The 25,405-nt window shown below is 71.5% G+C and carries 28 protein-coding genes and 1 pseudogene; 10 read left to right on the plus strand and 19 right to left on the minus strand.

Annotation, left to right across the window (positions count from 1 at the left end; translation table 11 throughout):
- Positions 1-19 precede the first annotated feature (19 nt).
- The 5 genes from flgF to flgB are packed head-to-tail and all read right to left on the minus strand — an operon-like array spanning position 20 to position 3,586.
- Positions 20-754: a flagellar basal-body rod protein FlgF gene (gene flgF / locus JI746_RS07030; RefSeq protein WP_201688085.1), complete on the minus strand. Its 735-nt coding sequence runs from the start codon at positions 752-754 to the stop codon at positions 20-22.
- Between the two features lie 11 nt (positions 755-765).
- Positions 766-2,073, minus strand: a complete 1,308-nt coding sequence (gene flgE, locus JI746_RS07035) for a flagellar hook protein FlgE (RefSeq protein ID WP_201688086.1) — start codon at positions 2,071-2,073, stop codon at positions 766-768.
- Between the two features lie 19 nt (positions 2,074-2,092).
- A complete protein-coding gene (locus tag JI746_RS07040; RefSeq protein ID WP_201688087.1) occupies positions 2,093-2,749 on the minus strand; it encodes a flagellar hook assembly protein FlgD in 657 nt (218 codons plus the stop codon).
- Positions 2,750-2,759: 10 nt separating this feature from the next.
- Positions 2,760-3,164, minus strand: coding sequence for a flagellar basal body rod protein FlgC (flgC, locus tag JI746_RS07045; RefSeq protein WP_201688088.1), 405 nt, complete (start codon positions 3,162-3,164; stop codon positions 2,760-2,762).
- A gap of 11 nt (positions 3,165-3,175) precedes the next feature.
- Positions 3,176-3,586, minus strand: a complete 411-nt coding sequence (gene flgB / locus JI746_RS07050; RefSeq protein ID WP_201688089.1) for a flagellar basal body rod protein FlgB — start codon at positions 3,584-3,586, stop codon at positions 3,176-3,178.
- 131 nt (positions 3,587-3,717) lie between these two features.
- Between flgB and flgA the strand changes: the two genes are divergently transcribed.
- The 4 genes from flgA to JI746_RS07070 all read left to right on the plus strand — a co-directional run bounded on the left by flgA (position 3,718) and on the right by JI746_RS07070 (position 6,633).
- Positions 3,718-4,410, plus strand: a complete 693-nt coding sequence (gene flgA / locus JI746_RS07055; protein ID WP_201688090.1) for a flagellar basal body P-ring formation chaperone FlgA — start codon at positions 3,718-3,720, stop codon at positions 4,408-4,410.
- 106 nt (positions 4,411-4,516) lie between these two features.
- Positions 4,517-4,804: a flagellar biosynthesis anti-sigma factor FlgM gene (flgM, locus tag JI746_RS07060; protein WP_201688091.1), complete on the plus strand. Its 288-nt coding sequence runs from the start codon at positions 4,517-4,519 to the stop codon at positions 4,802-4,804.
- Positions 4,801-5,163: a hypothetical protein gene (locus JI746_RS07065; protein WP_201688092.1), complete on the plus strand. Its 363-nt coding sequence runs from the start codon at positions 4,801-4,803 to the stop codon at positions 5,161-5,163. Before flgM ends, JI746_RS07065 begins: the two co-directional genes overlap by 4 nt.
- Positions 5,164-5,298: 135 nt before the next feature.
- Positions 5,299-6,633, plus strand: a complete 1,335-nt coding sequence (locus tag JI746_RS07070) for an AlbA family DNA-binding domain-containing protein (protein WP_201688093.1) — start codon at positions 5,299-5,301, stop codon at positions 6,631-6,633.
- 36 nt (positions 6,634-6,669) lie between these two features.
- Here the strand turns inward: JI746_RS07070 and JI746_RS28165 are convergent, their stop codons facing one another.
- The 13 genes and pseudogenes from JI746_RS28165 to flhD form a co-directional block, all read right to left on the minus strand.
- The gene (locus JI746_RS28165) at positions 6,670-7,074 is read right to left on the minus strand and encodes a hypothetical protein (RefSeq protein WP_330892962.1); all 405 of its coding nucleotides are present in this window, start codon (positions 7,072-7,074) and stop codon (positions 6,670-6,672) included.
- A gap of 325 nt (positions 7,075-7,399) precedes the next feature.
- Positions 7,400-8,119: pseudogene (locus tag JI746_RS28170) on the minus strand (MCP four helix bundle domain-containing protein); the annotation flags it as partial.
- Between the two features lie 40 nt (positions 8,120-8,159).
- The gene (locus JI746_RS07080; protein WP_201688094.1) at positions 8,160-8,876 is read right to left on the minus strand and encodes an RNA polymerase sigma factor FliA; all 717 of its coding nucleotides are present in this window, start codon (positions 8,874-8,876) and stop codon (positions 8,160-8,162) included.
- Positions 8,877-8,891: 15 nt separating this feature from the next.
- Positions 8,892-9,587 (minus strand): MinD/ParA family ATP-binding protein, encoded by a 696-nt coding sequence (locus JI746_RS07085; RefSeq protein WP_201688095.1) that lies wholly within the window; start codon positions 9,585-9,587, stop codon positions 8,892-8,894.
- On the minus strand, positions 9,580-10,920 hold the full coding sequence (flhF, locus tag JI746_RS07090; protein WP_201688096.1) for a flagellar biosynthesis protein FlhF: 1,341 nt from the start codon (positions 10,918-10,920) through the stop codon (positions 9,580-9,582). Before flhF ends, JI746_RS07085 begins: the two co-directional genes overlap by 8 nt.
- Positions 10,917-12,995, minus strand: a complete 2,079-nt coding sequence (gene flhA, locus JI746_RS07095; protein WP_201688097.1) for a flagellar biosynthesis protein FlhA — start codon at positions 12,993-12,995, stop codon at positions 10,917-10,919. Before flhA ends, flhF begins: the two co-directional genes overlap by 4 nt.
- On the minus strand, positions 12,992-14,122 hold the full coding sequence (locus JI746_RS07100) for an EscU/YscU/HrcU family type III secretion system export apparatus switch protein (RefSeq protein ID WP_201688098.1): 1,131 nt from the start codon (positions 14,120-14,122) through the stop codon (positions 12,992-12,994). Before JI746_RS07100 ends, flhA begins: the two co-directional genes overlap by 4 nt.
- Positions 14,123-14,246: 124 nt before the next feature.
- The gene (locus tag JI746_RS07105; RefSeq protein WP_201688099.1) at positions 14,247-14,843 is read right to left on the minus strand and encodes a protein phosphatase CheZ; all 597 of its coding nucleotides are present in this window, start codon (positions 14,841-14,843) and stop codon (positions 14,247-14,249) included.
- A gap of 8 nt (positions 14,844-14,851) precedes the next feature.
- A complete protein-coding gene (gene cheY / locus JI746_RS07110) occupies positions 14,852-15,250 on the minus strand; it encodes a chemotaxis response regulator CheY (RefSeq protein ID WP_201688100.1) in 399 nt (132 codons plus the stop codon).
- On the minus strand, positions 15,247-16,257 hold the full coding sequence (gene motB / locus JI746_RS07115; protein ID WP_201688101.1) for a flagellar motor protein MotB: 1,011 nt from the start codon (positions 16,255-16,257) through the stop codon (positions 15,247-15,249). Before motB ends, cheY begins: the two co-directional genes overlap by 4 nt.
- Positions 16,257-17,123, minus strand: a complete 867-nt coding sequence (motA, locus tag JI746_RS07120; RefSeq protein ID WP_201688102.1) for a flagellar motor stator protein MotA — start codon at positions 17,121-17,123, stop codon at positions 16,257-16,259. Before motA ends, motB begins: the two co-directional genes overlap by 1 nt.
- 82 nt (positions 17,124-17,205) lie before the next feature.
- On the minus strand, positions 17,206-17,745 hold the full coding sequence (flhC, locus tag JI746_RS07125; protein ID WP_201688103.1) for a flagellar transcriptional regulator FlhC: 540 nt from the start codon (positions 17,743-17,745) through the stop codon (positions 17,206-17,208).
- Positions 17,746-17,751: 6 nt separating this feature from the next.
- Complete coding sequence (flhD, locus tag JI746_RS07130; protein WP_201688104.1) at positions 17,752-18,084, minus strand: flagellar transcriptional regulator FlhD; 333 nt, start codon at positions 18,082-18,084, stop codon at positions 17,752-17,754.
- A 303-nt stretch (positions 18,085-18,387) separates the two neighbouring features.
- Between flhD and JI746_RS07135 the strand changes: the two genes are divergently transcribed.
- The 5 genes from JI746_RS07135 to JI746_RS07155 all read left to right on the plus strand — a co-directional run bounded on the left by JI746_RS07135 (position 18,388) and on the right by JI746_RS07155 (position 23,148).
- Complete coding sequence (locus tag JI746_RS07135) at positions 18,388-19,539, plus strand: flagellin (protein WP_201688105.1); 1,152 nt, start codon at positions 18,388-18,390, stop codon at positions 19,537-19,539.
- Positions 19,540-19,732: 193 nt separating this feature from the next.
- A complete protein-coding gene (locus JI746_RS07140; RefSeq protein WP_201688106.1) occupies positions 19,733-20,887 on the plus strand; it encodes a flagellin in 1,155 nt (384 codons plus the stop codon).
- A gap of 23 nt (positions 20,888-20,910) precedes the next feature.
- Positions 20,911-22,338, plus strand: coding sequence for a flagellar filament capping protein FliD (gene fliD / locus JI746_RS07145; RefSeq protein WP_201688107.1), 1,428 nt, complete (start codon positions 20,911-20,913; stop codon positions 22,336-22,338).
- A 52-nt stretch (positions 22,339-22,390) separates the two neighbouring features.
- Entirely contained in the window at positions 22,391-22,810 is a 420-nt protein-coding gene (fliS, locus tag JI746_RS07150) for a flagellar export chaperone FliS (protein ID WP_201688108.1), read from the plus strand.
- Positions 22,807-23,148, plus strand: a complete 342-nt coding sequence (locus JI746_RS07155) for a flagellar protein FliT (RefSeq protein ID WP_236599623.1) — start codon at positions 22,807-22,809, stop codon at positions 23,146-23,148. Before fliS ends, JI746_RS07155 begins: the two co-directional genes overlap by 4 nt.
- A 79-nt stretch (positions 23,149-23,227) precedes the next feature.
- Here the strand turns inward: JI746_RS07155 and fliE are convergent, their stop codons facing one another.
- Positions 23,228-23,557 (minus strand): flagellar hook-basal body complex protein FliE, encoded by a 330-nt coding sequence (gene fliE / locus JI746_RS07160; protein WP_201688109.1) that lies wholly within the window; start codon positions 23,555-23,557, stop codon positions 23,228-23,230.
- A 133-nt stretch (positions 23,558-23,690) separates the two neighbouring features.
- Between fliE and fliF the strand changes: the two genes are divergently transcribed.
- On the plus strand, positions 23,691-25,400 hold the full coding sequence (gene fliF, locus JI746_RS07165; protein ID WP_201688110.1) for a flagellar basal-body MS-ring/collar protein FliF: 1,710 nt from the start codon (positions 23,691-23,693) through the stop codon (positions 25,398-25,400).
- Positions 25,401-25,405 lie beyond the last annotated feature (5 nt).

The following is a 25,405-nucleotide window of genomic DNA, read 5'->3' on the forward strand; positions in this document are numbered from 1 at the left end:
TGGGTTCTCCTGGCCCGCGTCAGCGGGCGGGGGCCAGCAGCTGCGAGGCCCGCTGGTCGTTCTGCTCCGCGTTCTGCAGGAGCTTCATCTGGGTTTCGTACTGGCGGGCGGCGGCGATCATGCCGACCATCGCCTCGACCACGTTGACGTTGCTGCCCTCCAGCGCGCCGCTTCCCAGGCGCACCGCGGGATCGGCCGGCGCGTCCTCGCCGCTGGCCATGCGCAGCAGGCCGTCGTCGCCCTTGCGCAGGTCGGCGGCGGCCGGGTTCACCAGCTTGATGCGGCCCACCGTCTGGGCGGCGCCCGTCGCGGGCTGCGCGGAAACGGTGCCATCGCGCGCGATGTTCACCGTCGTGCCGACAGGGATGTTGAGCGTGCCGCCTTCGCCCGCCACCGGCAGGCCGGCGGCGGTCACCAGCGTGCCCTCGGCGGACACCTGCAGCGCGCCACCACGCGTGTAAGCCTCGCTGCCGTCGGGCGCCTGCACGGCCACGTAGCCGGGGCCGAGCACGGCCACATCGAGGTTGCGGCCCGTGGTCTCCACCGGACCGGAGCGCTCGTCGAATCCGGCGGTCGCCTCCAGCGCGACGACGCGCGTGGGCGCGCCCTCGCCGCGCACGGGCACCGCGCGGAAGGCGACCAGGTCGGCCCGGAAGCCGGGCGTGCTCGCATTGGCGAGGTTGTTGGTGATTCCGTCCTGCCGCTGCATCAGCGCGCGGGCGGCCGAGGCGGCGGTGTAGATCAGGCGGTCCATGCGTCAGGGCCTCAGCGCAGGTTCACCAGCGTGGAAGTGAGCTGGTCCTGGGTCTTGATCGTCTGCGCGTTGGCCTGGTAGGCGCGCTGCGCGGTGATCATGTCCACCAGCTGCTGCGTGAGGTCGATGTTGGCCTCCTCCAGCGCGCCGCCCTGCAGCACGCCGACGTTGGCGGAGCCCGGCGCGCCGATGGCGGGCTGGCCCGAGGCGGGCGTGGCGCGCCACAGGTTGCCGCCCACCGCGGCGAGCCCCTGCTCGTTGCGGAAGTCCGCCAACGCGATCTGCGCGGCCGGCATCGTGCGGCCGTTGGAGTAGCGCGCCTGCACCATGCCCCCGGCGTCGATGCCGAAGCCGGTGAGCTGGCCGGGCGCATAGCCGTCCTGCGACACGCTCGTCACGCCGAAGGCGCTGCCGAACTGGGTACTGCCGTTGAAGGACAGCGTGACCGGCGCGGTCGTGGTCGAAGCGGACGGCGGAACAGGCAGCGTCGAGGTGGGGAAGGGCAGCGGCAGCGTCAGGCCGCCGGCGCCCAGCACGCCGGCGTTCAGCGTGCCGGACTGCGCCGGATCGAGCCGGCCGTCGGCCCCGAAGGTCAGGCGACCGGCCGCCGACTGCACGCCGGCAGCCACCGCCGGCACCGCGGTACCGTCGAGGGCGCTGTACACGTCCCACTGGTTGTCGGTGGCGGTGCGGCGGAAGTACAGCGAGAGCACGTGTTCGTTGCCCTGCTGGTCGTAGACCGCCATCGAGGTCGCGTTGTTGTAGCTGTCGGCGTTGCCCAGCGCGAAGGCCGGCGTGGTGGCCGTCGGCGCGGGCGTGCGCGCGTCGAGGTTGAGGCCGACGTCGCCGCTGCTGGTGACGTGCGGGTCGATCCCCTGCGACGGCAACTGCACGTCCGCCGTCACGCCGCCGGGCTTGCCGGTGGTGGGGTCGATCGCATAGCCCTGCAGGCGCATGCCCTGGCTGGTGACGACGTAGCCCTGGCGATCGAGCTGGAACTGGCCGTTGCGGGTGTACGCGGCATCGGCGGAGCCGGGCGCCGCCACGCGGAAGAAGCCGCGGCCGTTGATGGCCACGTCCATCGGGTTCTCGGTGGTGCGGATGCTGCCCTGGCTGAACTGCTGCGTGACGGCCGCGACCCGCGTGCCCATGCCGGCGGCGTTATCGAGCTGGTGCTGCGTGGCGTTGGCGTACACGTCGGCGAATTCGGCCCGCGCGACCTTGGCGCCCACCGTGTTCGCGTTGGCGATGTTGTTGCCGATCACGTCGAGGCTGCGCGAGGCAGCGTTGAGGCCGCTGATGCCTTGCTGGAAGCTCATGGGATCTCCGGGTTGGAATTCAGAGGAAGGAGCGGATAGCCGACCAGGGCTGGCTGCCGCCGGCGCCGAGGTCGAGGCGCAGGCCGTCGCTGGCGTTGCTGACCGCGCGCACCTGTTGCGTGGTCAGCGCGGTGGCCTGCACCGGCTGGCCGCCGGCGCTGGCGCTGACGCGGATGCGGTAGCTGCCCTCGGGGGCCGTGCCGCCGTCGGCGGTGCGGCCATCCCAGCGGAAGCTGCGCGCGCCGGCGCCGCTGGCGCCCAGCGCGATCTGCTGCACGACCTGGCCGGCCGCATCGAGGATGTCCACGCTGACGGTGTCGGCGGCGGCGGCGAGCTGCACGCCGCCGGTGGCCTGGCCGGCCGCGAGGCTCAGGGCGCTGCCTTCCACCAGCACGCTTCGCCCCGGCAGCTGCAGGGCGGACTGCACCTGCGCGCCGTTGAAGGCGGCCAGCAGCGATTCGACCGTGGTGTTCAGTTTCTCCAGCCCGCCCACGGTGTTGATCTGCGCGATCTGGCTTGTCATCTGCGCGTTGTCCATGGGATTGAGCGGGTCCTGGTTCTTCATCTGCGCGACCAGCAGCTTCATGAAGCGGTCTTCCTGGTCGGCCGCGCTGGTGAGGCCGCCGGCCTTCGCCGTGCTGGTGGTCATGCTGCCGGTGGCGGTGATGGGTGTCATGCGTGCCTCCTCACTGGCCCATCTGCAGCGTCTTGGCCAGCAGCTGGCGGGCGGTGTTCATCACCTCCACGTTGTTCTGGTAGGAGCGCGAGGCCGAGATCATGTTGACCATCTCGTCGACCGCGTTCACGTTCGAGTGCGTGACGTAACCCTCCGCATCGGCCAGCGGGTTGCCCGGTTCGTGCACGCGGCGCGGGGGCGCCTGCGTCTCCAGGATGCCGCTCACGCGCACGCCGGCGACCTCGCTGCCGGCCAGCGGCTGCGGCTCGAAGTGAATCTGGCGCGCCTTGAAGGGCTGGCCGTCGGGGCCGGCCACCGCGTCGGCGTTGGCCAGGTTGCTGGCCACCACATTGAGGCGCTTGCTCTGCGCCGAGACGGCGCTGCCGGAAATCGCGAACAGGTTGAACAGGGACATGTCGATATCTCCTACTGGCCGGTGATCGCCGACAGCAGCGTGCGCACGTCGTGGTTGATGAAGCGCAGCGTGGCCTCGTAGCGCACCGCGTTGTCGGCGAAGTGCGCGCGCTCGCGATCGAGGTCCACCGTGTTGCCGTCCAGTGCGGGCTGCTCCGGCGTGCGCCATTGCAGTTGCACCGTCGGCGTGGCGTCGGCCGGCGTGCCGGCGGACGACAAGTGCGCGGCGGCGGTGCGCACGACAGCCTCCGCGCCAGCGCCGGCCCGGGCCTGCGCCAGCGCCTGCGCGAAGTCGAAATCGCGGGCCTGGAATCCGGGCGTGTCGGCGTTGGCGATGTTGCCGGCCAGCACCTTCTGGCGTTCGGCCAGCAGCTCCAGGGCCCGGCCCTGGGCCGTGATCCTCGCGGTCAGCGGATTCGTCATGCGGGCCAGTATCGAAGCCGCCCCGGAAAACTTAAGCGCGGATAAGGCGGCCGTTTCGGCTGCTTTTGCGCCGCGCGGGGCCCCGGGCGAGGCCTAGAGTTGCCCCTGTCTCCTTCCCATTGGATGCCGCGATGCGAGCCTTGCTGCTGTTCCTCCTGATGGGCGCCGCCCTGGTGTGGCGTCCGCTGCCGGCCCGCGCGCAGACGCCGGCCATTGACGAAGCGGCGCTGCGGGCCTTCGTGTCGCAGCAGGCCGCCGGCAACGCGCAGGCGAGCCGCTTCGAGGTGCAGGTGGGCAGCGTTGACACCTCGGCGCTGGCGGCGTGCCGCCGCACCGAAGCCTTCCTGCCGCCGGGCGCGCGCGTGTGGGGCCGGACCTCGGTGGGCGTGCGCTGCGCCGAGGGCGCGGCCTGGACGGTGCTGGTGCCGGTGACCGTGCGCGCCTGGGGCCCGGCACTGGTCGCGGCGACCCCGCTGGCCACCGGCAGCACCCCCTCGCCCGATGACGTGCGCGAGCAGGAGGTGGAGCTCACGCGCGAGCCGCCCGGCCTGTTGCGCGACCTGTCCCTGGTGCAAGGCCGCACGCTGGTGCGGCCGCTCGCGCCCGGCCAGACGCTGCGACCGGAGCAGTTCCGCGCCCCCGTGGTGGTGCAGGCGGGCGACCCGGTGCGCCTGCGCATCGCCGGTGCTGGCTTCGCCGTGAGCGCGGCCGGCCAGGCGCTCGGGGCGGCAGCCGAGGGCCAGCCGGTGCGCGTGCGCAGCGAGCTGGGCAAGATCCTCACCGGCGTGGCGCGGGCGGGCAGGGTGGTGGACGTCGCGCTGTGAGCGCCGTCGGGCAAAGCGGGGCAAAGATCCCGCTTTTCGGGCCTTCAGTTTCGCCGCGACCTGCCGAAAATCGGGAAGAGGCCGGAATCCGGCCCGGGAGAACGCCATGAAGATCGGCACCAACCTTGATACCGCGGCCTTGGCCGACGCCGCCCTGCGCACGGCGCGCCCGGCCGCGCCCGCGAGCGCGGTGCCCGCCGCCACCGACCGCATCGACGTGTCCGCCGCCGGCGCGCAGATGAGCGGACTGGTCAGCGCGGACTTCGACCAGGAGAAGGTCGATGCGATCCGCCAGGCCATCCGCGAAGGCCGCTTCCAGGTCAACGCCGGCGCCATCGCCGACCGGCTGATCGCCGACGCGGCGGCGCTGCTGGCACCACGGTCGACCCAATGAACGCCCGCCTGGTCCCTCCGGGGCCGGTGGTGCACCAGCTCCTCGCGCTGCAGCAGCTGCTGCAGCTGCATGCCCAGGCCGTGCACGCCGGCGACGCCGACGCGCTGCCGGCGCTGGCCGAACAGATCCGCCAGGCGGCTGCGGCGCTGCCGGTGGCGAGGCCCGGGGCTGACCGGGCCCTCGTGGCTTCGCTGCTGCGGCTGTGCCGCGAGTCCCTGGCCATGCTGGCGCGCCGCGCGCAGGACACCGACCGCTCCCTGCAGGCGCTGGGCCTGGGCGAGGTCCTCGGCGATGGGCTGTACGGCGAGCGCGGCCGCCGTGTCTCGCAGCGCCGCTGGCGCGGCGTCGCGACGGCCTGATCGAGCACCGCGGGGGCCAGCGCGCGTGCGACTGCCCGGCCAAAGCTGGCGGAAAATGCACCGCTGCGCTCAAAGAGGAATGTGGGGCCGCGTGAATCATGCCGAAGCCGGCTGTCCCCCTGCGCTAAATCGAAGATGAACCCCATCCCGTATCAGGACGCGGTGCCCCTGGAGCTGCGACAGCAACTGCAGTCCACCTGGAGCAACGCGATGTTTTCCAGGAGGGCAGTCGCGGTCCGGGACACCGTCACCCAGAGCTGGGTTCTGCTCGGGTGCGTGCTCAGGCCCGAACGATCAGCGTCGATGCCGCCCGCAGCGCAGTGCTTTGCCTACGAAGACGCACTGCTTTCCGTGGATTGGATGACGGCCGCCGAATGTGAGGCATTCCTGGACAGCCTGGTTACCGGCGTTGTTCGCCTCGCAGGTACGGTCATTGCCATCAACCGCTCGCCGGGCTGCGAGAGTCAGCGGGTTGCCATCCAGAATTCTTGGATGGACGAGCCGGGCGTCGTGTTCACCCTGCGACCGAGAATCCAGCCGAACCCATATTTCCGGCGTCTGCTCCTGCGGGGAGCTCCGTACTACCCCGATCCCTACGAGGCTGCTCGCGACTGGCTGCGCCTGCGGGAGTACCACCGCGAAACTGACGCGCGCAAGGGGCATTTCATGGTGCTGCTGCCTGAAACGCGTGCCTTCATCAAGAGCTTCGAGTGGAGGAATGAACAAGAACTCGCGCTGGAGGTGATCGGGCCGGCGGCGCAGTCCAGCCAGCTATTTGCGAAGGGAGCGTACTGGTGCGGCCACGGCATCGATCAGTTCGAAGTCCCGGTCCAAGGCTCGACCGCCGTGGTGAACCTGCCGCAGGACGTACAGCGACTTGAGTTGTTCCTGCTCGGGGCGGACGGAACCGTGTTCGAGCACCATCTGGAACGCATCGGAGATCCCGGAGCGACGCGCTTTCTTGGAGGGCGACGCGCGGGGGAATCGCATCGTGTGCACCACGCGCTCCGCGAAGGAGAAGGCGTCCGGATCGAATTCAAGGAATTCGTCGATCTCCCGAAGCATAGGGAACCTGTAAAGGACAAGGACAAGTTGCACCAGGTGCTCCGCACGGTTGCGGCCTTCGCGAACACGGAGGGCGGCACGCTGTTCATCGGCATCTCTGACGACTGCAGGGTCGTGGGGGTCGACGAGTTCGCGCGCGTCTGGACACAGGCGCCCTTGGAGCAGGCGCTCGAGGCGTATGCCGGCGCGCTGCGAACCAGGATCAGGGACGCCATGCAGGCGCCGCTGGCGGTAAGTACCTCTTCAATCGGGGTGGACGACCGGGTCGTGCTGGCCCTGGATGTGCCCCGATCTCCTTCGCCTGTTTCGCTGAAATCAGATGGTCGCCTCTACGAGCGCCGGGGCGCGAGCAACATCGCCGTGCCGCCGGCCGAGTGGCGGCGCCGTTGGCCGAGCACTCCCTGAGCAGCCGAAGCCGGCCACGCCAAGATCACTCCGGTATCAGAACGTCTGCCACTCGCCGTCGTCCGTGCCGGTGCGCAGCGACGGCGCGGGGCGTGCCCGGCGCGGGTTGGCGAGCTGCAAGCCGCCGCGGTGCAACGTGGGTGCGTTCGCCGCTGGCGCCGCGGGAGGCGTAGCCGGCTGCGGGGCCGCCGGCAGTGGCACTTCGCTGTCCGACGTCCTGAACACGGCAACCGCGTCCACCAGCTGGCGCGCCTGCCCCTGCAGGCTGGCGGCCGCCGCGGCGCTTTCCTCCACCAGCGCCGCGTTCTGCTGGGTCGCGTGGTCCATCTGGTGCACCGCCGCGCCGACCTGCGCGACGCCGGCGCTCTGCTCGGTGCTGGCGGCGCTGATCTCTGCCATCAGGTCGCTCACGCTGCGGATCGCCTGCACCACGTCCTGCATGGTGGCGCCGGACGACCCGGTCCACGGCTTCCCCGCCGCGCACCGCCACGGCCGACGCGTTCACCGCCAGGGCATTGCCCTCGCGCGCGTTCTCCGCGTTCTGCTGCACCGTGCTGGCCAGCTGCTTCATCGAGGCGGCGGTCTCCTGCAGGGCCGAGGCCTGTTCCTCGGTGCGCGCCGACAGGTCGCCGTTGCCCTGCGCGATCTGGGTGGAGGCCGTGGCCACCTGCTCCGCGTTGCGCCGGACGTCGGCGACGACACGCGCCAGGCTGCCCTGCATGTCGCGCAAGGAGGCCTGGAGCTCGCCCATCTCGTTGCGCCCGGCATCCGTGGCGATCTCCACGCTGAGGTCGCCCGCGGCGACGGCGCGCGTGACTCCGACCGCGCGCTTGAGCGGCGCGGCGATCGAGCGCACGATCCACCATGCAAGCAGCACCGCCGCCGCCAGGCCCAGGGCGGAGGCGCCGAGGATCACGTTGCGCAGTCCGGCGATCTGGCCATTGGCGTCGGTCGCGGCCTGCTTCATGAGGCGCTGCTGGAAAGCGATCAGCGCGTCCAGCCTGCCGAAGTACTCGTCCTGCGCCGGGCGCACTCGGGTGGCCATCATCTTGCGCGGGTCCTGGTCGCGCTGCGATGCGGCGGCCTGCAGCATCTGGTCCTGCAAGGTGATGAAGCGGCTACGCGCGGCGAGCAGCGCAGCCATCTGCCTGCGACCCTCCTCGGTCGTGATCTGCGGATCGAGCGCCTTGACGACGTCGGAGATGCGCGCCCGGGCGGCGCGGACCTGCTCCGTCCCGCGCTGGATCTCGGCCGGATCGGTGGCCAGCAGCACGTCCAGCAGCGCGCGCGCGATCAGGTTCACGTTCACCTTCACGTCGTTCAGGCGCGCGATCTTGTCGTAGCGATCCTCGATCACGAGATCGAAGGCGCTCTCGACCCGCTGCAGCTTCAGCAGCGCGGTGCCGGCGATCAGGCCGATTAGCAGCGCCATGAAGCCGAAGCCGGCGGCCAGGCGGGTGGAAATGCGGGTGTCTTTCAGGTTCACTTGGTACTCCGGGGGGCATGCCGCGCTCTTTCGGCAGGGTTCACCACGCCTTGAGGCGCGAGCGCAGCCGGGCCACGGACTGGCTGTGCAGCTGGCACACGCGCGACTCCGTCACGCCCAGCACCGCCGCGATTTCCTTGAGGTTCATGTCGTGCTCGTAGTACATGCTCATCACGTACTGCTCGCGCTCGGGCAGCTGTTCGATCGCCGCCACCAGCGCCTCGCGGAAGCGCCGGTCGGCGAGCTGCCGCGCGGGGTCCTGCTTCTCGTCGGGCGCGAGGTGCCGATCGAGGTAGTGGGTGTCGCCGTCGGCGGCCTCGTAGTCGTCGGCGTACACGAGCTGCGCGCCGTGCACGTCGACCAGCATCGCGTGGTAGTCCTCCAGCGTCACGCCCAGGTGGCTAGCAATCTCGGCGTCCTGCGGCGGCCGCCGCAGCCGGTGCTCGAGCAGCTGCACCGCCGTGGCGATGTCGCGCTGATTCTTGCGCACCGAGCGGGGGACCCAGTCGGTGCCGCGCAGCTCGTCGAGCATGGCCCCGCGCACGCGCTGCATCGCGAAAGTCTCGAACTGGGCGCCGTGGCCCTGCTCGTAGCGCTGCATGGCGTCCATGAGGCCCAGCACGCCGGCCTGGATCAGGTCGTCCATCTCCACGTTGGCCGGCAGGCGGCCGATCATGTGGGCCGCGGCGCGGCGCACCAGCGGCAGGTAGGGCTCGATGCTGCCTTGCGGGCTGAGCATTCCCTTGGCGTTGTACATGGCGGATCCTCGTTGTCAGGCCGGCACCGCGGCCAGGCGCAGCAGCGCCGTCGCGGTGCGGGCGTCATCGGCGCTGCCGGCGTAGGCGACCTGCGCGCGCAGGAAGCGCCGGGCGGCGGCGGCCAGCCGCGGCGGGCCGTCGCCGCCGCCTTCGCCCGTGCCGACGCAGGCGAAGCGGCGGTAGCCGAAGCCTTCGGCCAGGCCCTTGATCGCTTCGTAGGCCTGCACCAGGCCGACCGCGGTGGGGGCGAGCCCGATCACGGGCACGCTGTGCGGCGGTCCGGCCAGGCAGGCGAGTTCCGCCGGCGGCAGCGCCAGCAGCAGGTCGTCGAAGCCATGCGACAGTCCGGCAAAGGCAGACAGCAGTCTTTGCGCCGGGGCGCCGGACGCAGCGAAGGCCTCGACGCCGCGCTCTGCGCGCAGCACGTGGATGCCCGATGCCGTGGCCTGGGCCACGGCGTCGAAGCCCGCGCGACCTTCCAGCAGGTCCAGCAGGTCGCGCCGCGGACGCAGGCCGAAGCATCCCGCCAGCGTTCCCCGCACGCCATCGAGCACCACCGGCTTGCGTCCGAGGGCGCACAGCGCATGCGCCAGCCGGGCCACCCAGTGCGGCGGCTGCGCGGGCGCGAGCGGGAAGGCGAGCAGCGCCAGCGGCGGCGGCGCCAGCAGGGCGCGCAGGCCGGCCGCCTGGTCCTGGCCGTGTTCAAGCATGCAGCCCCCCGGCCGCGGCCATGGGCGCCGTGAGCATCAGCCCCAGCTCGCCTTCGTCAGGCAGGTAGGCGGAACTGGCCGGCCGCATCAGCGCCTTCTGCACCAGCAGCGGCGCACGTTGCGCATGCCAGTCCTCCGGCACCCGCTGGCCGTTGGCGAAGCCTTCCAGCACGAGCTGGTGACGCACCGCCACGTCCACCGCGGCACCGCAGCGCGCCGCCTCGTCGACCTTGCTGATCACGCAGCGCGTGCCCGGGCCCGCGCTGTAGGCGCGCACCACTTCCTCGAGGGTCTCGCCCTGCGCGCCGGCATTGAGCACCAGCAGGCGCGCGACGCGCTGCGCGGGCAGGGCGGCGAACAGTTCGGCGAGGCGCCGGTCACGCTGGCCGACGCCGACGGTGTCGATCAGCACGAGCTTCTTGCCGGCGAACAGGTCCAGCAGGTCGGCCAGCGCGGCGCCATCGCGCGCCGTATGCACCGGGATGTTCAGCAGCCGCCCGAAGCCGCGCAACTGGTCCGAGGCGGCCATGCGGTAGGTGTCCACCGTGACCAGACCCACGGAGGCAGGACCGTGCTCCATCGCGAAGCGGGCGGCGATCTTGGCGGTGGTGGTGGTCTTGCCGACCCCGGTGGGGCCGACCAGCGCATAGACGCCGCCGCGGCGCTGGATCGCATCGTCACCCACGCAGCGCAGGTTGCGCGTGAGGGCTTCGCGCAGCCAGTGATCGGCCTGCGCGTCGTCGCCCCCGGCCGGCAGGTGTTCCACCAGCTTGCGCGCCAGCGCCGGCGAGAAGCCGTTGCCCAGCATCAGCCGCAGCAGGCGCGTCTGCCCCGGGTTGCGGCGCACGTTGTCGAACCACGAGAGGCCGGCGAGCTGGCTGGCGATCAGCGAGCGCATCTGCTTCATCTCCGCCATCAGCGCGTCGGCCGGGACCGCGGGCGAGGCGGCGAATTCCTGGCGCAGCGCCGCGGGCGCGCTCGCGAGTTCCTGGCGCAGCGCCTCGGCCGCGAAGCGGCCCGGCTCCGCGGGCGCGCGTGGCGCGGTGGGCAGGCGCGCCGGCGGGGCCGGGAGCGGCTGCACCGACGCCGCGTCCTTGCGCTGGCGCTCGCGCAGGAACTCCTCGAACGACAGCGTGCTCATGGGCGCGGCCGGCGCCGGGGACGCCTGCGCCGCTGCGGCGGGCGCGGGGACCTCGCCGCCCGGCATCGCCAGGATCTCGACGCCGCCGGGCACCGGCCGGTTGGCCAGCACCACGGTGTGCTCCCCATAGGCGGCGCGCGCCTGCGCCATGGCTTCGCGCGCGTTCTTGCCGACGAAACGGCGGACGTTCATGCGGTGCCTCCGATGACTCTCTGGATCTGGATGGAATGCGTGCGCGGGATTTCCGAATGCGCGATGACGTGCAGGCGCGGCGCCTTGCGCCGCAGCAGGCGGGCCAGCGGCACGCGGATGCGGTCCGGCACCAGCAGGCAGGCCGGCAGCCCGTCCTGCTCCTGCTGCTGCGCGGCCTGCGCGGCCTGCTCGCACAGCAGCTCCGCCATCGCCGGATCGAGCGGCGCCGCGGCCTGCGGCGCCAGCGCGTGCACCAGCAGCTGCTCGAGGCCGGGTTCGACCGCCAGCACGCCGAGATCGCGCACCGGGCCGTACAGGTGCTGCATGATCGCGGGCGACAGCGCGATGCGCACCCCGCGCGTGAGCTCGCCGGCGTCGGTGACGCCCGCATGCTCCGCCAGCACCTCGAGGATGCCGCGCAGGTCGCGGATGTGGATGGTCTCCTCCAGCAGCTGCCGCAGCACCTTCTGCAGCAGCGGCAGCGGCACCTGCTTGGGCACGGTGTCCTCCACCAGCGCGGGGGCGAACTTGCGCGTGTGCTCCACCAGCTCCTGCACCTCCGCGCGCCCGAGCAGGTCGGCGGCATGGGACTGCATCACGTGGTTCAGGTGGGTGGCGACCACGGTGGAGGCGTCCACCACCGTGTAGCCGGCGGCCTGCGCGTGGTCGCGCGTGCGCGCCTCGATCCAGGTGGCGGGCAGGCCGAAGGCCGGGTCGGTGGTGGCGGTGCCGGCCAGCGGCACCTTGATGTGGCCGGGGTTGATGGCCATGTGCAGCCCCGCGAACGCCTGTCCTTCGCCGACCACCGCGCCCTTGAGCAGGATGCGGTAGGCCGAGGGATGCAGCTCCAGGTTGTCGCGGATGTGCACGGGCGGCGGCAGGAAGCCGACCTCGCCGGCGAACTTCTTGCGCACGCCCTTGATGCGACCGAGCAGGTCGCCACCCCGCTCGCGGTCGACCAGCGCGATGAGGCGGTAGCCGACCTCCAGGCCCAGCACGTCCACCGGCGCCACGTCATCCCAGCTGGCCTCGCCGCCGGCCGGCTGCGCTTGCGCCGGCTCGGGTGCCGGCGGCTGCGCGGTGGCCCGCGTGAGCGCCCAGGCGCCCCAGCCGCAGGCGCCGGCGAGCAGCAGGAAGGGCAGGTGCGGCATGCCGGGCACCAGCCCCAGCAGACCGAGCACGCTGCCGGTGAGGCCCAGCGCGCGGGGGATCGTGAACAGCTGGCTGGCGATCTGCTGGCCGATGTCGTCCTCGCCCACGCGCGAGACGATCAGGCCGGCGGCCACGGAGATGACCAGCGCCGGCACCTGCGCCACCAGCCCGTCGCCGATGGCCAGCAGCACGTAGTTGTTGGCCGCGTCGGCAACCGGGAGGCCATGCTGCAGCGTGCCGATCACCAGCCCGCCGATCATGTTGATGAACAGGATCAGGATGCCGGCGATGGCGTCGCCCCGCACGAACTTGGAGGCGCCGTCCATGGAGCCGTAGAACTCGGCTTCCTGCGTCACCTCGGTGCGACGGCGCCGCGCTTCCTTCTCGTCGATGCTGCCGGCGGCCAGGTCGGCGTCGATCGCCATCTGCTTGCCCGGCATCGCATCGAGGGCGAAGCGCGCCGAGACTTCGGCGATGCGGCCGGCGCCCTTGGTGATCACGACGAAGTTGATGATGGTCAGGATCGCGAACACCACCAGGCCCACGGCCAGGCTGCCGCCGATCAGGAAGTGCGCGAACGACTCGATCACCTGGCCCGCCGCGCCGGTGCCGGTGTGGCCATTGAGCAGCACGGCGCGCGTGGAGGCCACGTTGAGGGCCAGGCGCAGCAGCGTGGTCACCAGCAGCACGCCGGGGAAGCTGGCGAAGTCGAGGGTGCGCCTGGTGTAGCTCGCCACCATCAGCACCACCAGTGCCAGCGCGATGTTGAAGGTGAACAGCAGGTCCAGCAGGAAGGCCGGCAGCGGCACCAGCATCATCGCCAGGATCATCACGATCAGCAGCGGCGCGCCGAGCGCGCGCACGGCGGGCAGCGCCGCCAGCGCGCCGGCGAGGCCGCTGGGCGTGGTGGCGGGAGCGCTCATGCGCCAGCCTCCTGCGGATCCAGGCCGGGCGGCAGGTCGATGACGGGCTCGGGTCCCGGCTGCAGCGCGTCGCGCAGGCGGTACACCCACGCCAGCACCTGGGCGACGGCGGTGTAGAGCGCCACCGGCACCTCGCCGCCCACTTCGCCGTGGCGATGCAGCGCGCGCGCGAGCGGCGGCGCCTCGAGCACCGGCACCTGGGCGGCGCGCGCCACCTCGCGGATCTTCAGCGCCAGCAGGTCGGTGCCCATGGCCACGATGCGCGGCGCGCCCATGCCTTCGCCGTACTGCAGTGCCACGGCGTAGTGCGTCGGGTTGGTGACGACGACGCTGGCCTTCGGCACGTCGGCCAGCATGCGACCGCGCGCGAGCTCGCGGGCGCGCCGGCGGCGCTCGCCCTTGACGTGCGGGTCGCCCTCGGCTTCCTTGTGTTCCTGGCGCGCCTCTTCCTGCGTCATGCGCAGTTCGGCGCGATGCTTGAAGATCTGCAGCGGCACGTCGGCCAGCGCGGAGACGAAGCACACTGCCGCCAGCATCGCCAGGCCAGCCGCCAGCCAGCCGAAGCCGTCCTGCAGGGCGGGCACCAGCGGCATCGAAGCGAGGCGCGCCACTTCCGCGCCGTGGCGCGAGACGTACAGCCAGGCAGCGGCCAGCAGGCCGGCCGCGACGAGCACGAGCCGCAGGTGATCCAGCAGGTGGCGGCGCTCGAACAGGCGCGCCAGGCCCGCCAGCGGGTCCAGCCGGTCGAAGCGGGGCTGCAGCGCCTGCAGGCTCACGTTCCAGCCGCCCACGGCGAGCGTCGCGCCGACGAAGAGCAGGGCGAGCGCGCCGGCCACGGGGGCGACGATCAGCAGTCCGTGCAGGGCCAGCGTGCCCAGGCGCGGGGCGAGCAGGGCGGGCTCGAACGCCGCGCTGCGGTCGAAGCGCAGGCCCTGCGCCAGCAGCGCGAGCGCTTCACGCGCGAGCCAGGGCCCGACGCCGGCGAGCAGCGCGATCAGCGCGAGCGCCGCGGCGAGGTGCGCCAGTTCGCGCGAACGCGGCAACTGCCCCTGTTCGCGCGCCTGCCGCAGGCGCTGCTCCGACGCCGGCAGGTGGCGGTCTTCGCGGCTGGCTTCGGAGGCGGACATCGATCGGGGCGGTCAACGGGGAGGTAGCCCATTGTTCGTGTCCGCCGCCGCGGCCAAGCGGCGATGAAGGGGGGAAATACCGGCCTTCTAACGTGCCCGCCGGTGCGCGGAGAAGGACCTGCTGCTAGAACCCCAGGCTCTCCAGCAGGTCGTCCACCTGCGCCTGGTTCGCCACCACATCCGCGCGGCTGTCGTCGGCCACGGGTCCGTCCAGCGCGCCGCGCGCCGGCGCGGCCGGGGTCGAATCGAGCAGCAGTTGCAGCAGCGCCTCCTCCATGGTGGTGGCCACCTCCACCACCTTGCGCACCGTCTGGCCGGTGAGGTCGTGGAAGTCCTGCGCCAGCATGATGTCGGTGAGCTGCGCGTGGGTGGCGCGGGCGCCGGCCCTGACTTCGTCGGCGAAGCGCGCCACCTCCGCGCCGGCCGCACCCGCGGCGCCACTTTCCGCGAGGGCCGCGATGGCGTCGGCCCGTTCGGCCAGCGCCTGCTGTTGCGCCTGCGCCGCGTCCACGTTGTTCAACACCTTCTCGGCCGCCTCTCCGGTGAGGCGGGCGATGAAGGACAGCCGCTGCTTGGCATCGGGCACGGCGCCCAGCGAAGCCTCGATGCGCTTGTCGTAGCCGAGTTCGCGCAGCGCCTCGTGCAGGCGCCGCGTCAGCTCGCCGACGCGCTGGTAGAGCCGCTGCGTGGCGGGATCCATGCTTTCCTGGAAATCGGTCATGGCGGGTCCTAGTTCGCGAGCGCGTGTTTCTGCAGGATCTTGGCGACCTTTTCCTCCAGCGTCGCCTTGGTGAAGGGCTTGACGATGTAGCCCGAAGCACCCGACTGCGCCGCCAGCACGATGTCCTCCTTGCGCGCTTCCGCGGTGATCATCAGCACCGGCACCGCCTTGAGCTGCGGGTCGGCGCGCATCGCCGTGAGCAGCTCGAAGCCGTTCATGTTCGGCATGTTGATGTCGGCCAGCACGAAGTCGAACTTGCCGTTGCGCAGCTTGTTGAGGGCGACGGCCCCGTCTTCCGCCTCGTCGGCGTGCGCGTAGCCCGCCTCCTTGAGCAGGTTGCGCACGATGCGGCGCATGGTGGAGAAGTCGTCGACGATCAGGAACTTGAGTTCGCTAGCAGAGGTCATGGTGTGGGTCCTGCCTTGGCGGGCGGGTGGTCGGTGGCGGCGGGCGGCACCGCGGCGGCGCCGCGGCCCGCCTCGGCCTCGCGGCGTTCCAGCAGGCGCTCCATGGCCTGCGTCTCGGAAATCGGGACCTCGGCGCCGGCCTGCCAGCGCTCGCGTCCGAGCTGCCCGAGCACCAGCACGGAGATGCGCCGGTTCAGCGGGCTCAGCGGGTCGGCGGCGTCGAAGGGCACGGAGGAGCCGAGCCCCAGCACGCGCACCACACGGTCCTCGCGCAGGCCGCCGGCCAGCAGCTCGCGGCGCGAGGCGTTGGCGCGGTCGGCCGACAGCTCCCAGTTGGAGTAGCCGCGCTCGCCGCCGCTATAGGGTGCCGCGTCGGTGTGGCCGGAGAGCACCACGCGCGCGTCGGCCTCGTCCACCAGCTTGCCGATGTTGCGCAGCAGCTCGCGCATGTAGTCCTTCACGCGCGCGCTGCCGGCGTCGAACATGGGCCGCCCCTGGTCGTCCACGATCTGGATGCGCAGTCCGTCCGCCGTCACGTCCATGCGAAGCTGCTGCTTGAGCCCGGCGAGCGTGGGGTTGTCCTGCATCGCCCGGTCCAGCCGCAGCTGCACCTGGCGCATGCGCGCGGCGTCGGCCGCTTCCACTTCGGCGCGCAGGGCCTGCAGGTTGAAGGTGCGCGTGGGCGCCTCGACCTCGCCGCGCTTGATGCTGCCGTTGGTGCGGGTGAGGATGCTGCCGCCGCCCTTGATGATGCTGGAGCTGTCGCCCGAGCCGGAGCCGCCGCTCAGGGCCACCTTCAGCGGGCTCTGGAAGTACGCGGCGATGCCCTGCAGGTCTCCCTGCGCGGTGGAGCCCAGCAGCCACATCAGCAGGAAGAAGGCCATCATGGCCGTGACGAAGTCGGCGTAGGCGACCTTCCAGTTGCCGCCATGGTGGCCGGCCGCGGCGGTCCTGCGCACGCGCTTGACGATGATCGGCTGCAGCTTGCCGCCGGAGACGGGGGGCATCAGGCGGCCTTCCTTCCCTTGACGTGGCCTTCCAGCTCGCTGAAGCCGGGGCGCTCGGTGGAGTACAGCACCTTGCGCCCGAACTCCAGCGCCACCACGGGCGCATAGCCTTGCACGCTGGCCAGCAGCGTGGCCTTGACGCACTGCAGTTCCTTGGTGCTCTCGTCGACCTTCTGGTTCGCCAGCTGCGCCAGCGGGGTGACGAAGCCGTACGCCAGCAGGATGCCCAGGAAGGTGCCCACGAGCGCGCCGGCGATCATCTGGCCCAGCACCGCCGGCGACGCGCCCACCGAGGCCATCGTCTTCACCACGCCCAGCACCGCGGCGACGATGCCGAAGGCGGGCAGGGCGTCGCCCACCGCCTGGATCGCGTGCACGGGGCCGGCGGCCTCGTGGTGGTGGGTGTCGATCTCGTTGTCCATCAGGTTCTCGATCTCGTGGGCGTTGAGGTTGCCCGAGACCATCATGCGCAGGTAGTCGGTGATGAACTCCATCAGGTGGTGGTCCGCGGCGATCAGCGGGTACTTCTTGAACAGCGCGCTGTCCTGCGGCTTCTCGACGTCGGCCTCGATGGCCATCATCCCGTCCTTGCGGGCCTTCACCAGCACCGCGTACAGCAGCGACATCAGCGCGAGGTAGCGCGCCTTCGTGTACTTGGAGCCGCGCAGCAGCGTGGGCAGGTAGCGCAGGGTGGCCTTGATCGTCTTGGTGCTGTTGCCCACCAGGAAGGCGCCCGTGGCGGCCCCGCCGATGACGAACAGCTCGTGCGGCGCGGCATGCAGCAGCACGCCGAAGTTGCCTCCGGCAAGCGCATACCCGCCCAGCACGCAGCCGATCACGACGAGGTACCCGGCCAGCACGAACATGAAAGAGATCCCTTCCTCACCGGGAGATCCGGTGCATCACGACAGGGATTTCGGCGCGGCGTGCGCGGACTTGAGCCGCGTCTCAGTGGATTGCGCCGCTGCGCTTGCTCTTGCCGGCGCGCGCCGGCGGCTCGCACAGGCCGCAGACGAAAGGCGGAAAGCCCCGTCCGTATTCGTGGCTGTGGGTGATGAAGCGGCCGCCGCAGCGCGTGCACGGCGTCAGGCACAGCATGTCGCTCTCGACGAACTTCACCAGCCGCCAGGCGCGCGTGACGGTCAGGATCGGCTCCGCGTCCATGGCGCGGGCCTCCGCCTGATAAAGCTCCCACGCATTGGCCAGCAGGTCCAGGCATTCCAGCGCGATCGACTTGTCCAGGCTGTCGTGGATGTTCATGTACAGCGACGCATGGATGTTCGGCTGCCAGGACGTGTACCAGTCGGTCGAATAGGGCAGCTGGCCCTTGGACGGCGACTGCCCGGTGATCTCGCGGTACAGGCGCACCAGCCGCTCGTGCGACAGGGTGGTCTCGGATTCGAGCACCGCCAGGCGCGCCCCCAGCCGGATCAGCTGCGCGGCCCGGGTGAGCTGCAGGTTCTCCTGCAGCAGGCTCTTGGTGTTCATGGGGCTTCAGGCGGCCTGCAGGGCGGTGCGGCCGGCCATCAGCACGCTCGCGTGCAGCCGTCCGGCGTTCGCTTCGGGAGCCTGGTGGGGCGCATGGGAGTCGGTCAGGAGGCCCCAGACCACGTCGTCGCCGAAGCGCATCGTGCACAGCATCTGGTTGCGCGAGGCGACACGCAGCAGCTGCTGCGTGGACAGAGACAGCAGGAGTTCGGCGGCCGATTCCGAAATGCCCAGGCGGAACAGGGCCTGGGACTTGTCCTTGCGGATCATGGACTGCGCCAGGACCAGGTAGCTGAGGTTCAGGTCGCGGATTTCTGTGGCGAGCTGCTCGGAGTTCATTCGGACATTCAACTTGTAAGTTCGATGTTGCAAATTGTGTTTGCGGCAGCGCCGTTGCTTGATACGGCAAATGAACGGCGTCTGTAGGTGTTTGTCCTACGCGTTTTGTCAATCTCGTCCTACAGACGACGTGCGGCAGCCTTTCGGGCCTGAACGGAATTTCCTGTAACCGGCCGGGTTTTCCTCAAGTCCCGCGCGGCAGCGCCGAAAGGTGTGGCAACGGGGCGATCCCCCGCCAGTCCCGCGAGAGGCTCGCGGTTGTCCACCCAGGCCGCATCGGCCGCAAGTTCTGAAGGTCTGCACATGACATCCGTCATCAACACCAACATCGCCTCCCTGAACGCCCAGCGCAACCTGGGCACCTCGCAGGCATCCCTCAACACCTCCATCCAGCGCCTGTCCACCGGCCTGCGCGTCAACAGCGCCAAGGACGACGCCGCGGGCCTGGCCATCGCCGAACGCATGAACGCGCAGGTCAAGGGCCTCAACGTCGCGGCGCGCAACGCCAACGACGGCGTGTCGCTGGCGCAGACGGCCGAAGGCGCGCTGGGCAAGATCGGCGACATGGTGCAGCGCATCCGCGAGCTGGCCGTGCAGTCGTCCAACGCCACCAACACCGCCGAAGACCGGGGCGCCCTGCAGAAGGAAGTCGGCGAACTGAAGAACGAGATCGACCGCGTCGCGGGTACCACCAACTTCAACGGCAAGAAGCTGATCGACGGCAGCTTCGCCGCCGCCAACTTCCAGGTCGGCGCCGACGCCGGCCAGACCATCACCATCGCCAGCATCACCGACGCGCAGCTGACCGGCATGGGCAAGGTGAAGACGGCCGAGGCGGGCACCGCGGTCAGCGGCCTGACCGGCTTCGCCACCGCGATCACCGCCGGCACGGTGAAGGTCAACGGCGAGGACATCGGCGCGATCGATGCGGCGGGGAGCGACAGCGAGCGCGCGGCGCAGCTGGTCGAGGCCATCAACCGCGGCACCGGCCGCAGCGGCGTGCACGCGTACATCGAGGCCGACGCCGCCGGGGTCGACCAGCTGAAGCTGACCTCCGCGCAGGACATCGTCGTCTCGGGTGCTGGCGCCTCCGCCACCACCAGCGGCTTTGCCGCCGGCACGACGAGCCTCGCGGACAGCAACACCATGGACAAGCTGGACATCACCTCCTACGGCGGCGCCCAGCTCGCAGTGCGCCAGGCCGACGAGGCGCTCAAGCAGATCAACGGCGCCCGCGCCAAGCTCGGCGCCATCCAGAGCCGCTTCGAGAACGCCGTGGCCAACATCCAGATCGCCTCGGAAAACACGAGTGCCGCGCGCTCGCGGATCATGGACACGGACTTCGCCGCCGAGACCGCCTCGATGACGCGCGCACAGATCCTGCAGCAGGCCGGCAGCGCGATGCTGTCACAGGCCAACCAGTTGCCGCAGCAGGTGCTCAGCCTCCTGCGCTGAGCCCCGCGGGAAGCGGCGGAAAAGGCGCATTTCCTGCCGCTTCTCGACGCTTCGCCAGGCGCGCTCCGGGCCCACAGTCGCCTCATCTGCCGTTCCCGGTTCCGGGGCGGCGGAGTGTCCGGAGGCCTGGGGGCGCCGCTTGCCGCGCGCCAGGACATCCGGTTGAAACATCCGTATTTCGATTGGAGCCCTCATGCCTTCGGTGATCAACACGAACCTGCCCTCGCTCAACACGCAGCGCAACCTGGGGACCTCCCAGACGGCGCTGAACACCGCGATCCAGCGCCTGTCCAGCGGATTGCGCGTCAACAGCGCCAAGGACGACGCCGCCGGCCTGGCGATCTCGGAACGGATGAACGCCCAGGTGAAGGGCCTCAACGTCGCGGCCCGCAACGCCAACGACGGCGTGTCGCTGGCGCAGACGGCCGAAGGCGCGCTGGGCAAGATCGGTGACATGGTGCAGCGCATCCGCGAGCTGGCCGTGCAGTCCTCCAACGACACCAACAGCGCCAGCGACCGCGTCGCGCTGCAGAAGGAAGCGGCGCAACTGAAGGACGAGGTCGACCGCTTGGCCGGCACCACCAACTTCAACGGCCGGAAGCTGCTCGATGGCAGCTTCACGGCCGCGAATTTCCAGGTCGGCGCCGACGCCGCGCAGACGATCACCATCGCGGGCATCACCGACGCCCAGCTCGCCGGGATGGGCAGCGTGAAGACGGCGGACACGGCGGTCGCGGTGAGCGGCCTGAGCGGCTTCGCGACGGCGATCCCCGCCGGCGGCATGACGCTCAACGGCGTGGACATCGGCGCCGTCGATGCCGCCGGCAGCGAGGGGGAGCGCGCGGCGCAACTGGTGGAGGCCATCAACCGCGTCTCGGTGCGCAGCGGCGTGCATGCGTACCTCGAGGCCGACGCGGCCGGGGTCAACCAGCTGAAACTGACTTCGCCCGAGGCCATCACGATCGCCGGCTCCGCCCCTGCGGTGGCCACCACCGGCTTCGCGGCAGGCTCGGTGGCGCTGGCGGACAGCAGCGCCATGGACAAGCTGGACATCGCCAGTTATGGCGGCGCGCAGCTGGCGGTGCGGCAGGCGGACGCGGCGCTCAAGCAGATCAACGGCGCCCGCGCCACGCTCGGCGCGATCCAGACGCGCTTCGAGAACGCGGTGGCCAACATCCAGATCGCGGCGGAGAACACCACGGCCGCGCGCTCGCGCATCGTCGACGCCGACTTCGCCGCCGAGACCGCGGCGATGACGCGCGCGCAGATCCTGCAGCAGGCGGGCACGGCGATGCTGTCGCAGGCCAACCAGCTGCCGCAGCAGGTGCTGTCGCTCCTCAAGGGTTGATGATCCACTGAAAGGAGGTCGCCTTGGCGGCCATCACCAGCACCGGGGTCGGCAGCGGCCTCGACGTGAACACCATCGTCACCTCGCTGATGTCGGTGGAGCAGCGCCCGCTGACGCTGCTGCAGCAGCAGGCCGGCACGCTGCAGGCCCGGCTGTCGGCCTTCGGCACGCTCAAGGGCCAGCTGGCGAGCCTCGGCGACGTGGCCGCGCGGCTGGCCAGTCCCGACAACTGGAACCCGCTGCGCGTGGACAGCAGCAACGCCGCGGCGGCCGACGCCACGGCGGGGACGAAGGCGTCGGCCGGCAAGCACACGCTGGAGGTGTCGCAACTCGCGCGGGCCCAGGTGCTGGCCAGCGGCGCGTATGCGTCGTCGACGTCGGTCGTCGGCACCGGCACGCTGACGCTCGAACTCGGGACCACCGCCGGCGGCGCCTTCACGCCGCGCACCGGCGGCAGCCCGGCGGCGATCGCGATCACCGCCGCCAACCAGACGCTGGCGGGCGTGCGCGACGCCATCAACGCCGCCCAGGCGGGGGTCACCGCGTCGATCGTGACGGGCAGCGGCGGCGCGCAACTGGTGCTGCGCGGGCCCGAGGGCGCCGCCGGCTCGGTGCGCCTGTCCGTCGCCGATGCTGACGGTGCGAACATCGACGGCAGCGGCCTGTCGGCGCTGGCGTGGGACCCGGCAGCGGCAGCCGGCGCCGGCCGCAACCTCACGCAGACGCAGGCGGCGCAGGATGCGAAATTCCGCCTCGACGGCCTGGACCTGAGCGCCGCCACCAACACGCCGGCCGACGTCCTCGAGGGCGTGACGCTGAACTTGAAGCAGGTCACCACCGCGCCGGTGGACCTGGGCATCGCGGTCGACACCGCCGGCGTGCGCAAGAACGTCAACGACTTCGTGACCGCCTACAACGCCCTGAACAAGCTGCTGCAGGCCCAGACCCGCGCCGACCCGGGTGGCACCAATCGGGGGGCGCTGCAGGCGGATTCGACGGCCGTGTCGCTGCTCAATGGCCTGCGCGGGATGCTGCACGGCACGGTGGCTGGCCTGGGCGGCGCCGCCAGCCTGGCAGCCGCCGGCATCGAGCTGCAGCGTGACGGTTCGCTCTCGCTCGTCGAATCGCGCGTGGCACCGCTGCTGCAGCAGCCGGCGCAGCTCTCCGCCCTGTTCGCGCAGTCCGGCACCGGCGATGCGCGCGGCTTCGGCCTGCGCTTCAAGCAGTGGGCGCAGGCGCTCACCGGCGAGGCCGGCCCGCTCGCGTCGCGCGCCGACGGCCTGCAGCGCGGGGTGGACGCCAACCGCAAGCGGCAGGACGCCGAGCAGGCGCGCCTGGACCGCACCGAGCAGCGCCTGCGCGCCCAGTACCAGCGCCTGGACAGCGAAATGACGACGCTGAAGGCGCGCATGCAGCAGATGAGCGCCAGCCTCGGACTGACCACCGGCTGAGCCCCTCAAGTCCGCGCGGAGCCTGCCGAAATGCGGGGCAAGGAAGCGCCGCATGTTCACCAGCACACTCCAGCCCATCGCGCAGTACCGGGAAGTCGGTACGATCACCGCCGTGTCGCAGGCGGATCCCCACCAGCTGGTGCTGCTGCTGTTCGACGGCGCGTTGGCGGCGGTGCTGCAGGCCCGCCACGCCGTCGCCACCGGGGACGCCCCCACCCGGCACACCAGCATCTCCCGGGCGATGCGCATCATCGACGAGGGCCTGAAGGCCTCCGTCATGAGCGAGGCCGATCCGGCGCTGGCCGACAACCTGTGCGGCCTGTACGAGCACATGGTGGCGCGCCTGTTCACGGCCAACCGGCACGGCAGCGACGAACCGCTGGCCGAGGTGCTGAAGCTGCTGGGCGAACTGCGCTCGGCCTGGGCCGAGATCGCACCGGCGCCGGTGGCGCGCGTGGGGGTGCAGGCATGAAGGCGCAGGAAGCATTGGCGGCACCGGCGGCTTCCAGCCTGCTGCTGCGCCACTACGCCATGCTGGAATCGGCCAGCGAGGAGATGCTGCGCGCGGCGCGCTGCGGCGACTGGGACAGCGTCTGCCGGCTGGAAGCCGCCTGCACGGTGGTGATTGCGAAGCTGCGCTCGCTGGCGCAGGAGCAGCCCCTGGCGGTGCACGAGCAGCGCGAGCGGCTGCGCATCCTGTGCGCCATCGTGGAGAACGACGCCGCGATCCGCCGCATCGCCCAGCCCGTGCCGGGCGTGATCGATTTCGCGCCCCGGGCCTGCGGCGCGGCGGGTGTAACCCTGCACTGAAGGGCCGTCGCCGGCAACGCCGCCGGACCCCGCTGCAACGCGTGCCGCGCCCCGGCGTCGCCTGGGGCGCGGGCGAGCGTCACACCTGCATGTTCATGATGTCGCTGTAGGCCGACACCAACCGGTTGCGCACGTGCAGCGCCGACTGGAAGCCGATCTGCGCCTTCTGCATCGCCACCATCGCCTGCTCCAGGCTCACGCTGGAAGGGTCTGCCTGGAAGGCGTCGGCCAGCGCGTTCGCCTGCGCCTGCGTGGCGCTCACTGAACGCAGCGCCTGGTCGAGGGCGCCGGCGAAGGACGCCTGCGGTGCGGCCTCCGCGGCCTGCGTGGCGGGCCGTGCCGCCGCGTTGCGCCGCAGCGCATCGAGCAGGGGCGTGGGCAGGCCGGAGGAGGCGGGGGCAATGGTCATGGTGTCCGGAAGACTGTAGTGCACGCAGCGGCGCGTGGCGCGCCGAAAAGCAGGCGGAATCGGCCCCATATCGCGGCACGGCGGCAACACGCGCGGCACCAGAATCGCTTCGAACCTGCCCGGAGTCCCACCCATGGAGAGCCGATTGCCCGCCACTACCCTCGCCGCCGCACCCGCTGCCGGCGGGCCGCTGCAACGCCTGCTGGCGCTGCCGCAGAAGAGCCGTGTCGTGCTCGCGGGCGCCGCGGTGCTGCTGGCCGGCCTGCTGGCGGTGTCGCTGCTCGCCAGCCGCGAGCCCGAGTGGCGCGTGCTGTACGCGGGGCTGGCCGACAAGGACGGCGGTGCCGTGATCGCCGCGCTGACCCAGTTGAACGTGCCGCACCGCTTTTCCGAAGGCGGCGGCGCCATCCTGGTGCCGGCCGACAAGGTGCACGACGCGCGGCTGAAGCTCGCCTCGCAGGGGCTGCCGCGGGGCGGCACGGTGGGTTTCGAGCTGATGGAGAACCAGAAGTTCGGCGCCACGCAGTTCCAGGAGCGACTGAACTTCCAGCGCGGGCTGGAGGGCGAACTGGCGCGCTCCATCATGGCGTTGGCGGCCGTGCAGTCGGCGCGCGTGCACCTGGCGCTGCCGAACCAGACGGCCTTCCTGCGCGAGCAGCAGAAGCCCTCGGCCTCGGTGCTGCTGACGCTGTACAACGGCCGCACGCTGGAGCGCGCGCAGGTCGCCGGCATCGTGCACCTGGTGGCTTCCAGTGTGCCGGAGCTGCAGGCGAAATCCGTGAGCGTGGTGGACCAGACCGGCGCGCTGCTGTCCCAGGCGGAGGGCGAAGCCGGCGGCGGGCTAGAGGCGCCGCAACTGCAGTACGTGCGGCAGGCGGAGCGCGACCTGTCGCAGCGCATCGTGGGCATCCTGGAGCCGATCGTCGGCGCCGGCAACGTGCGCGCGCAGGTCACCGCGGACATGGATTTCACGCAGAGCGAATCGACGGCGGAACTGTACGCGCCCAACCAAGGCAGTGCGCCGGCCGCCGTGCGCAGCCAGCACCTCTCGGAAGCGCCGAGCGCAGCCGGGGTCGCGGGCGGCGGCGTGCCCGGTGCGCTGTCGAACCAGCCGCCGGCCACGCCCACCTCACCGGTCAACGGCGCGCCGCAGGCGATCGGGCCGCTCGCCGCGGGCGCGGCCACCGGCGCGGGCGCGGGCGTGCGCCGCGACGCGGTGACCAACTACGAGGTCGACAAGACCGTCAAGGTCGTGCGCAACGCCACCGGCACCATCCGTCGCCTCAGCGCCGCCGTGCTGGTGAACCACGTGGCGCCCGCCGGCGCGGACGGCAAGCCGGGCAAGGCGGGCGCGCTGCCGGAGGCGCAGATGCAGCAGCTCAATGCCTTGGTGCGCGAGGCGATCGGCTTCAGCAAGGAACGCGGCGACTCGGTGCAGGTGGTGAACGCCGCCTTCAGCGGCGCCGGCGCCACGCCAGCGGAACTGCCCCTGTGGCGGCAGCCGGAAACGCTGGATGCCGCGGTGCGGCTGGCGCGCTGGCTGGCGGTGCCGCTGGCCGCGCTGATCGTGATCCTCGGCTTCGTGCGTCCGGCCTTGCGCGCGGCGCGCCAGGCCCCGGCGCGCGTGCTGGATGCCACCGTGCAGGACCCGATCGCGCTGGCTGCGCCGCCCGCGGCCGCGCCGCTGGCCGGCCTCACCGCGCCCCCCGCGACGGCCCTGCTGCCCGATGCGCAGGAGCAGCGGCGGCAGGACCGCGCCACGCAGCTCGAAGGCATCCGCCAGCTCGCGCGCCAGGATCCCGCCACCGTGGCGAACGTGGTGCGCAACTGGGCCAGCACGTAGGAACC

The sequence above is a fragment of the Ramlibacter alkalitolerans genome (assembly GCF_016722765.1).
GTDB lineage: Bacteria > Pseudomonadota > Gammaproteobacteria > Burkholderiales > Burkholderiaceae_C > Ramlibacter > Ramlibacter alkalitolerans.

What these genes read in the sequence shown, in the direction of transcription:
- flgF (WP_201688085.1), bottom strand. Translation starts at nt 754, where the DNA reads ATGGACCGCCTGATCTACACCGCCGCCTCGGCCGCCCGCGCGCTGATG.
- flgE (WP_201688086.1), bottom strand. Translation starts at nt 2,073, where the DNA reads ATGAGCTTCCAGCAAGGCATCAGCGGCCTCAACGCTGCCTCGCGCAGC.
- JI746_RS07040 (WP_201688087.1), bottom strand. Translation starts at nt 2,749, where the DNA reads ATGACACCCATCACCGCCACCGGCAGCATGACCACCAGCACGGCGAAG.
- flgC (WP_201688088.1), bottom strand. Translation starts at nt 3,164, where the DNA reads ATGTCCCTGTTCAACCTGTTCGCGATTTCCGGCAGCGCCGTCTCGGCG.
- flgB (WP_201688089.1), bottom strand. Translation starts at nt 3,586, where the DNA reads ATGACGAATCCGCTGACCGCGAGGATCACGGCCCAGGGCCGGGCCCTG.
- flgA (WP_201688090.1), top strand. Translation starts at nt 3,718, where the DNA reads ATGCGAGCCTTGCTGCTGTTCCTCCTGATGGGCGCCGCCCTGGTGTGG.
- flgM (WP_201688091.1), top strand. Translation starts at nt 4,517, where the DNA reads ATGAAGATCGGCACCAACCTTGATACCGCGGCCTTGGCCGACGCCGCC.
- JI746_RS07065 (WP_201688092.1), top strand. Translation starts at nt 4,801, where the DNA reads ATGAACGCCCGCCTGGTCCCTCCGGGGCCGGTGGTGCACCAGCTCCTC.
- JI746_RS07070 (WP_201688093.1), top strand. Translation starts at nt 5,299, where the DNA reads ATGAACCCCATCCCGTATCAGGACGCGGTGCCCCTGGAGCTGCGACAG.
- JI746_RS28165 (WP_330892962.1), bottom strand. Translation starts at nt 7,074, where the DNA reads ATGCAGGACGTGGTGCAGGCGATCCGCAGCGTGAGCGACCTGATGGCA.
- JI746_RS07080 (WP_201688094.1), bottom strand. Translation starts at nt 8,876, where the DNA reads ATGTACAACGCCAAGGGAATGCTCAGCCCGCAAGGCAGCATCGAGCCC.
- JI746_RS07085 (WP_201688095.1), bottom strand. Translation starts at nt 9,587, where the DNA reads ATGCTTGAACACGGCCAGGACCAGGCGGCCGGCCTGCGCGCCCTGCTG.
- flhF (WP_201688096.1), bottom strand. Translation starts at nt 10,920, where the DNA reads ATGAACGTCCGCCGTTTCGTCGGCAAGAACGCGCGCGAAGCCATGGCG.
- flhA (WP_201688097.1), bottom strand. Translation starts at nt 12,995, where the DNA reads ATGAGCGCTCCCGCCACCACGCCCAGCGGCCTCGCCGGCGCGCTGGCG.
- JI746_RS07100 (WP_201688098.1), bottom strand. Translation starts at nt 14,122, where the DNA reads ATGTCCGCCTCCGAAGCCAGCCGCGAAGACCGCCACCTGCCGGCGTCG.
- JI746_RS07105 (WP_201688099.1), bottom strand. Translation starts at nt 14,843, where the DNA reads ATGACCGATTTCCAGGAAAGCATGGATCCCGCCACGCAGCGGCTCTAC.
- cheY (WP_201688100.1), bottom strand. Translation starts at nt 15,250, where the DNA reads ATGACCTCTGCTAGCGAACTCAAGTTCCTGATCGTCGACGACTTCTCC.
- motB (WP_201688101.1), bottom strand. Translation starts at nt 16,257, where the DNA reads ATGCCCCCCGTCTCCGGCGGCAAGCTGCAGCCGATCATCGTCAAGCGC.
- motA (WP_201688102.1), bottom strand. Translation starts at nt 17,123, where the DNA reads ATGTTCGTGCTGGCCGGGTACCTCGTCGTGATCGGCTGCGTGCTGGGC.
- flhC (WP_201688103.1), bottom strand. Translation starts at nt 17,745, where the DNA reads ATGAACACCAAGAGCCTGCTGCAGGAGAACCTGCAGCTCACCCGGGCC.
- flhD (WP_201688104.1), bottom strand. Translation starts at nt 18,084, where the DNA reads ATGAACTCCGAGCAGCTCGCCACAGAAATCCGCGACCTGAACCTCAGC.
- JI746_RS07135 (WP_201688105.1), top strand. Translation starts at nt 18,388, where the DNA reads ATGACATCCGTCATCAACACCAACATCGCCTCCCTGAACGCCCAGCGC.
- JI746_RS07140 (WP_201688106.1), top strand. Translation starts at nt 19,733, where the DNA reads ATGCCTTCGGTGATCAACACGAACCTGCCCTCGCTCAACACGCAGCGC.
- fliS (WP_201688108.1), top strand. Translation starts at nt 22,391, where the DNA reads ATGTTCACCAGCACACTCCAGCCCATCGCGCAGTACCGGGAAGTCGGT.
- JI746_RS07155 (WP_236599623.1), top strand. Translation starts at nt 22,807, where the DNA reads ATGAAGGCGCAGGAAGCATTGGCGGCACCGGCGGCTTCCAGCCTGCTG.
- fliE (WP_201688109.1), bottom strand. Translation starts at nt 23,557, where the DNA reads ATGACCATTGCCCCCGCCTCCTCCGGCCTGCCCACGCCCCTGCTCGAT.
- fliF (WP_201688110.1), top strand. Translation starts at nt 23,691, where the DNA reads ATGGAGAGCCGATTGCCCGCCACTACCCTCGCCGCCGCACCCGCTGCC.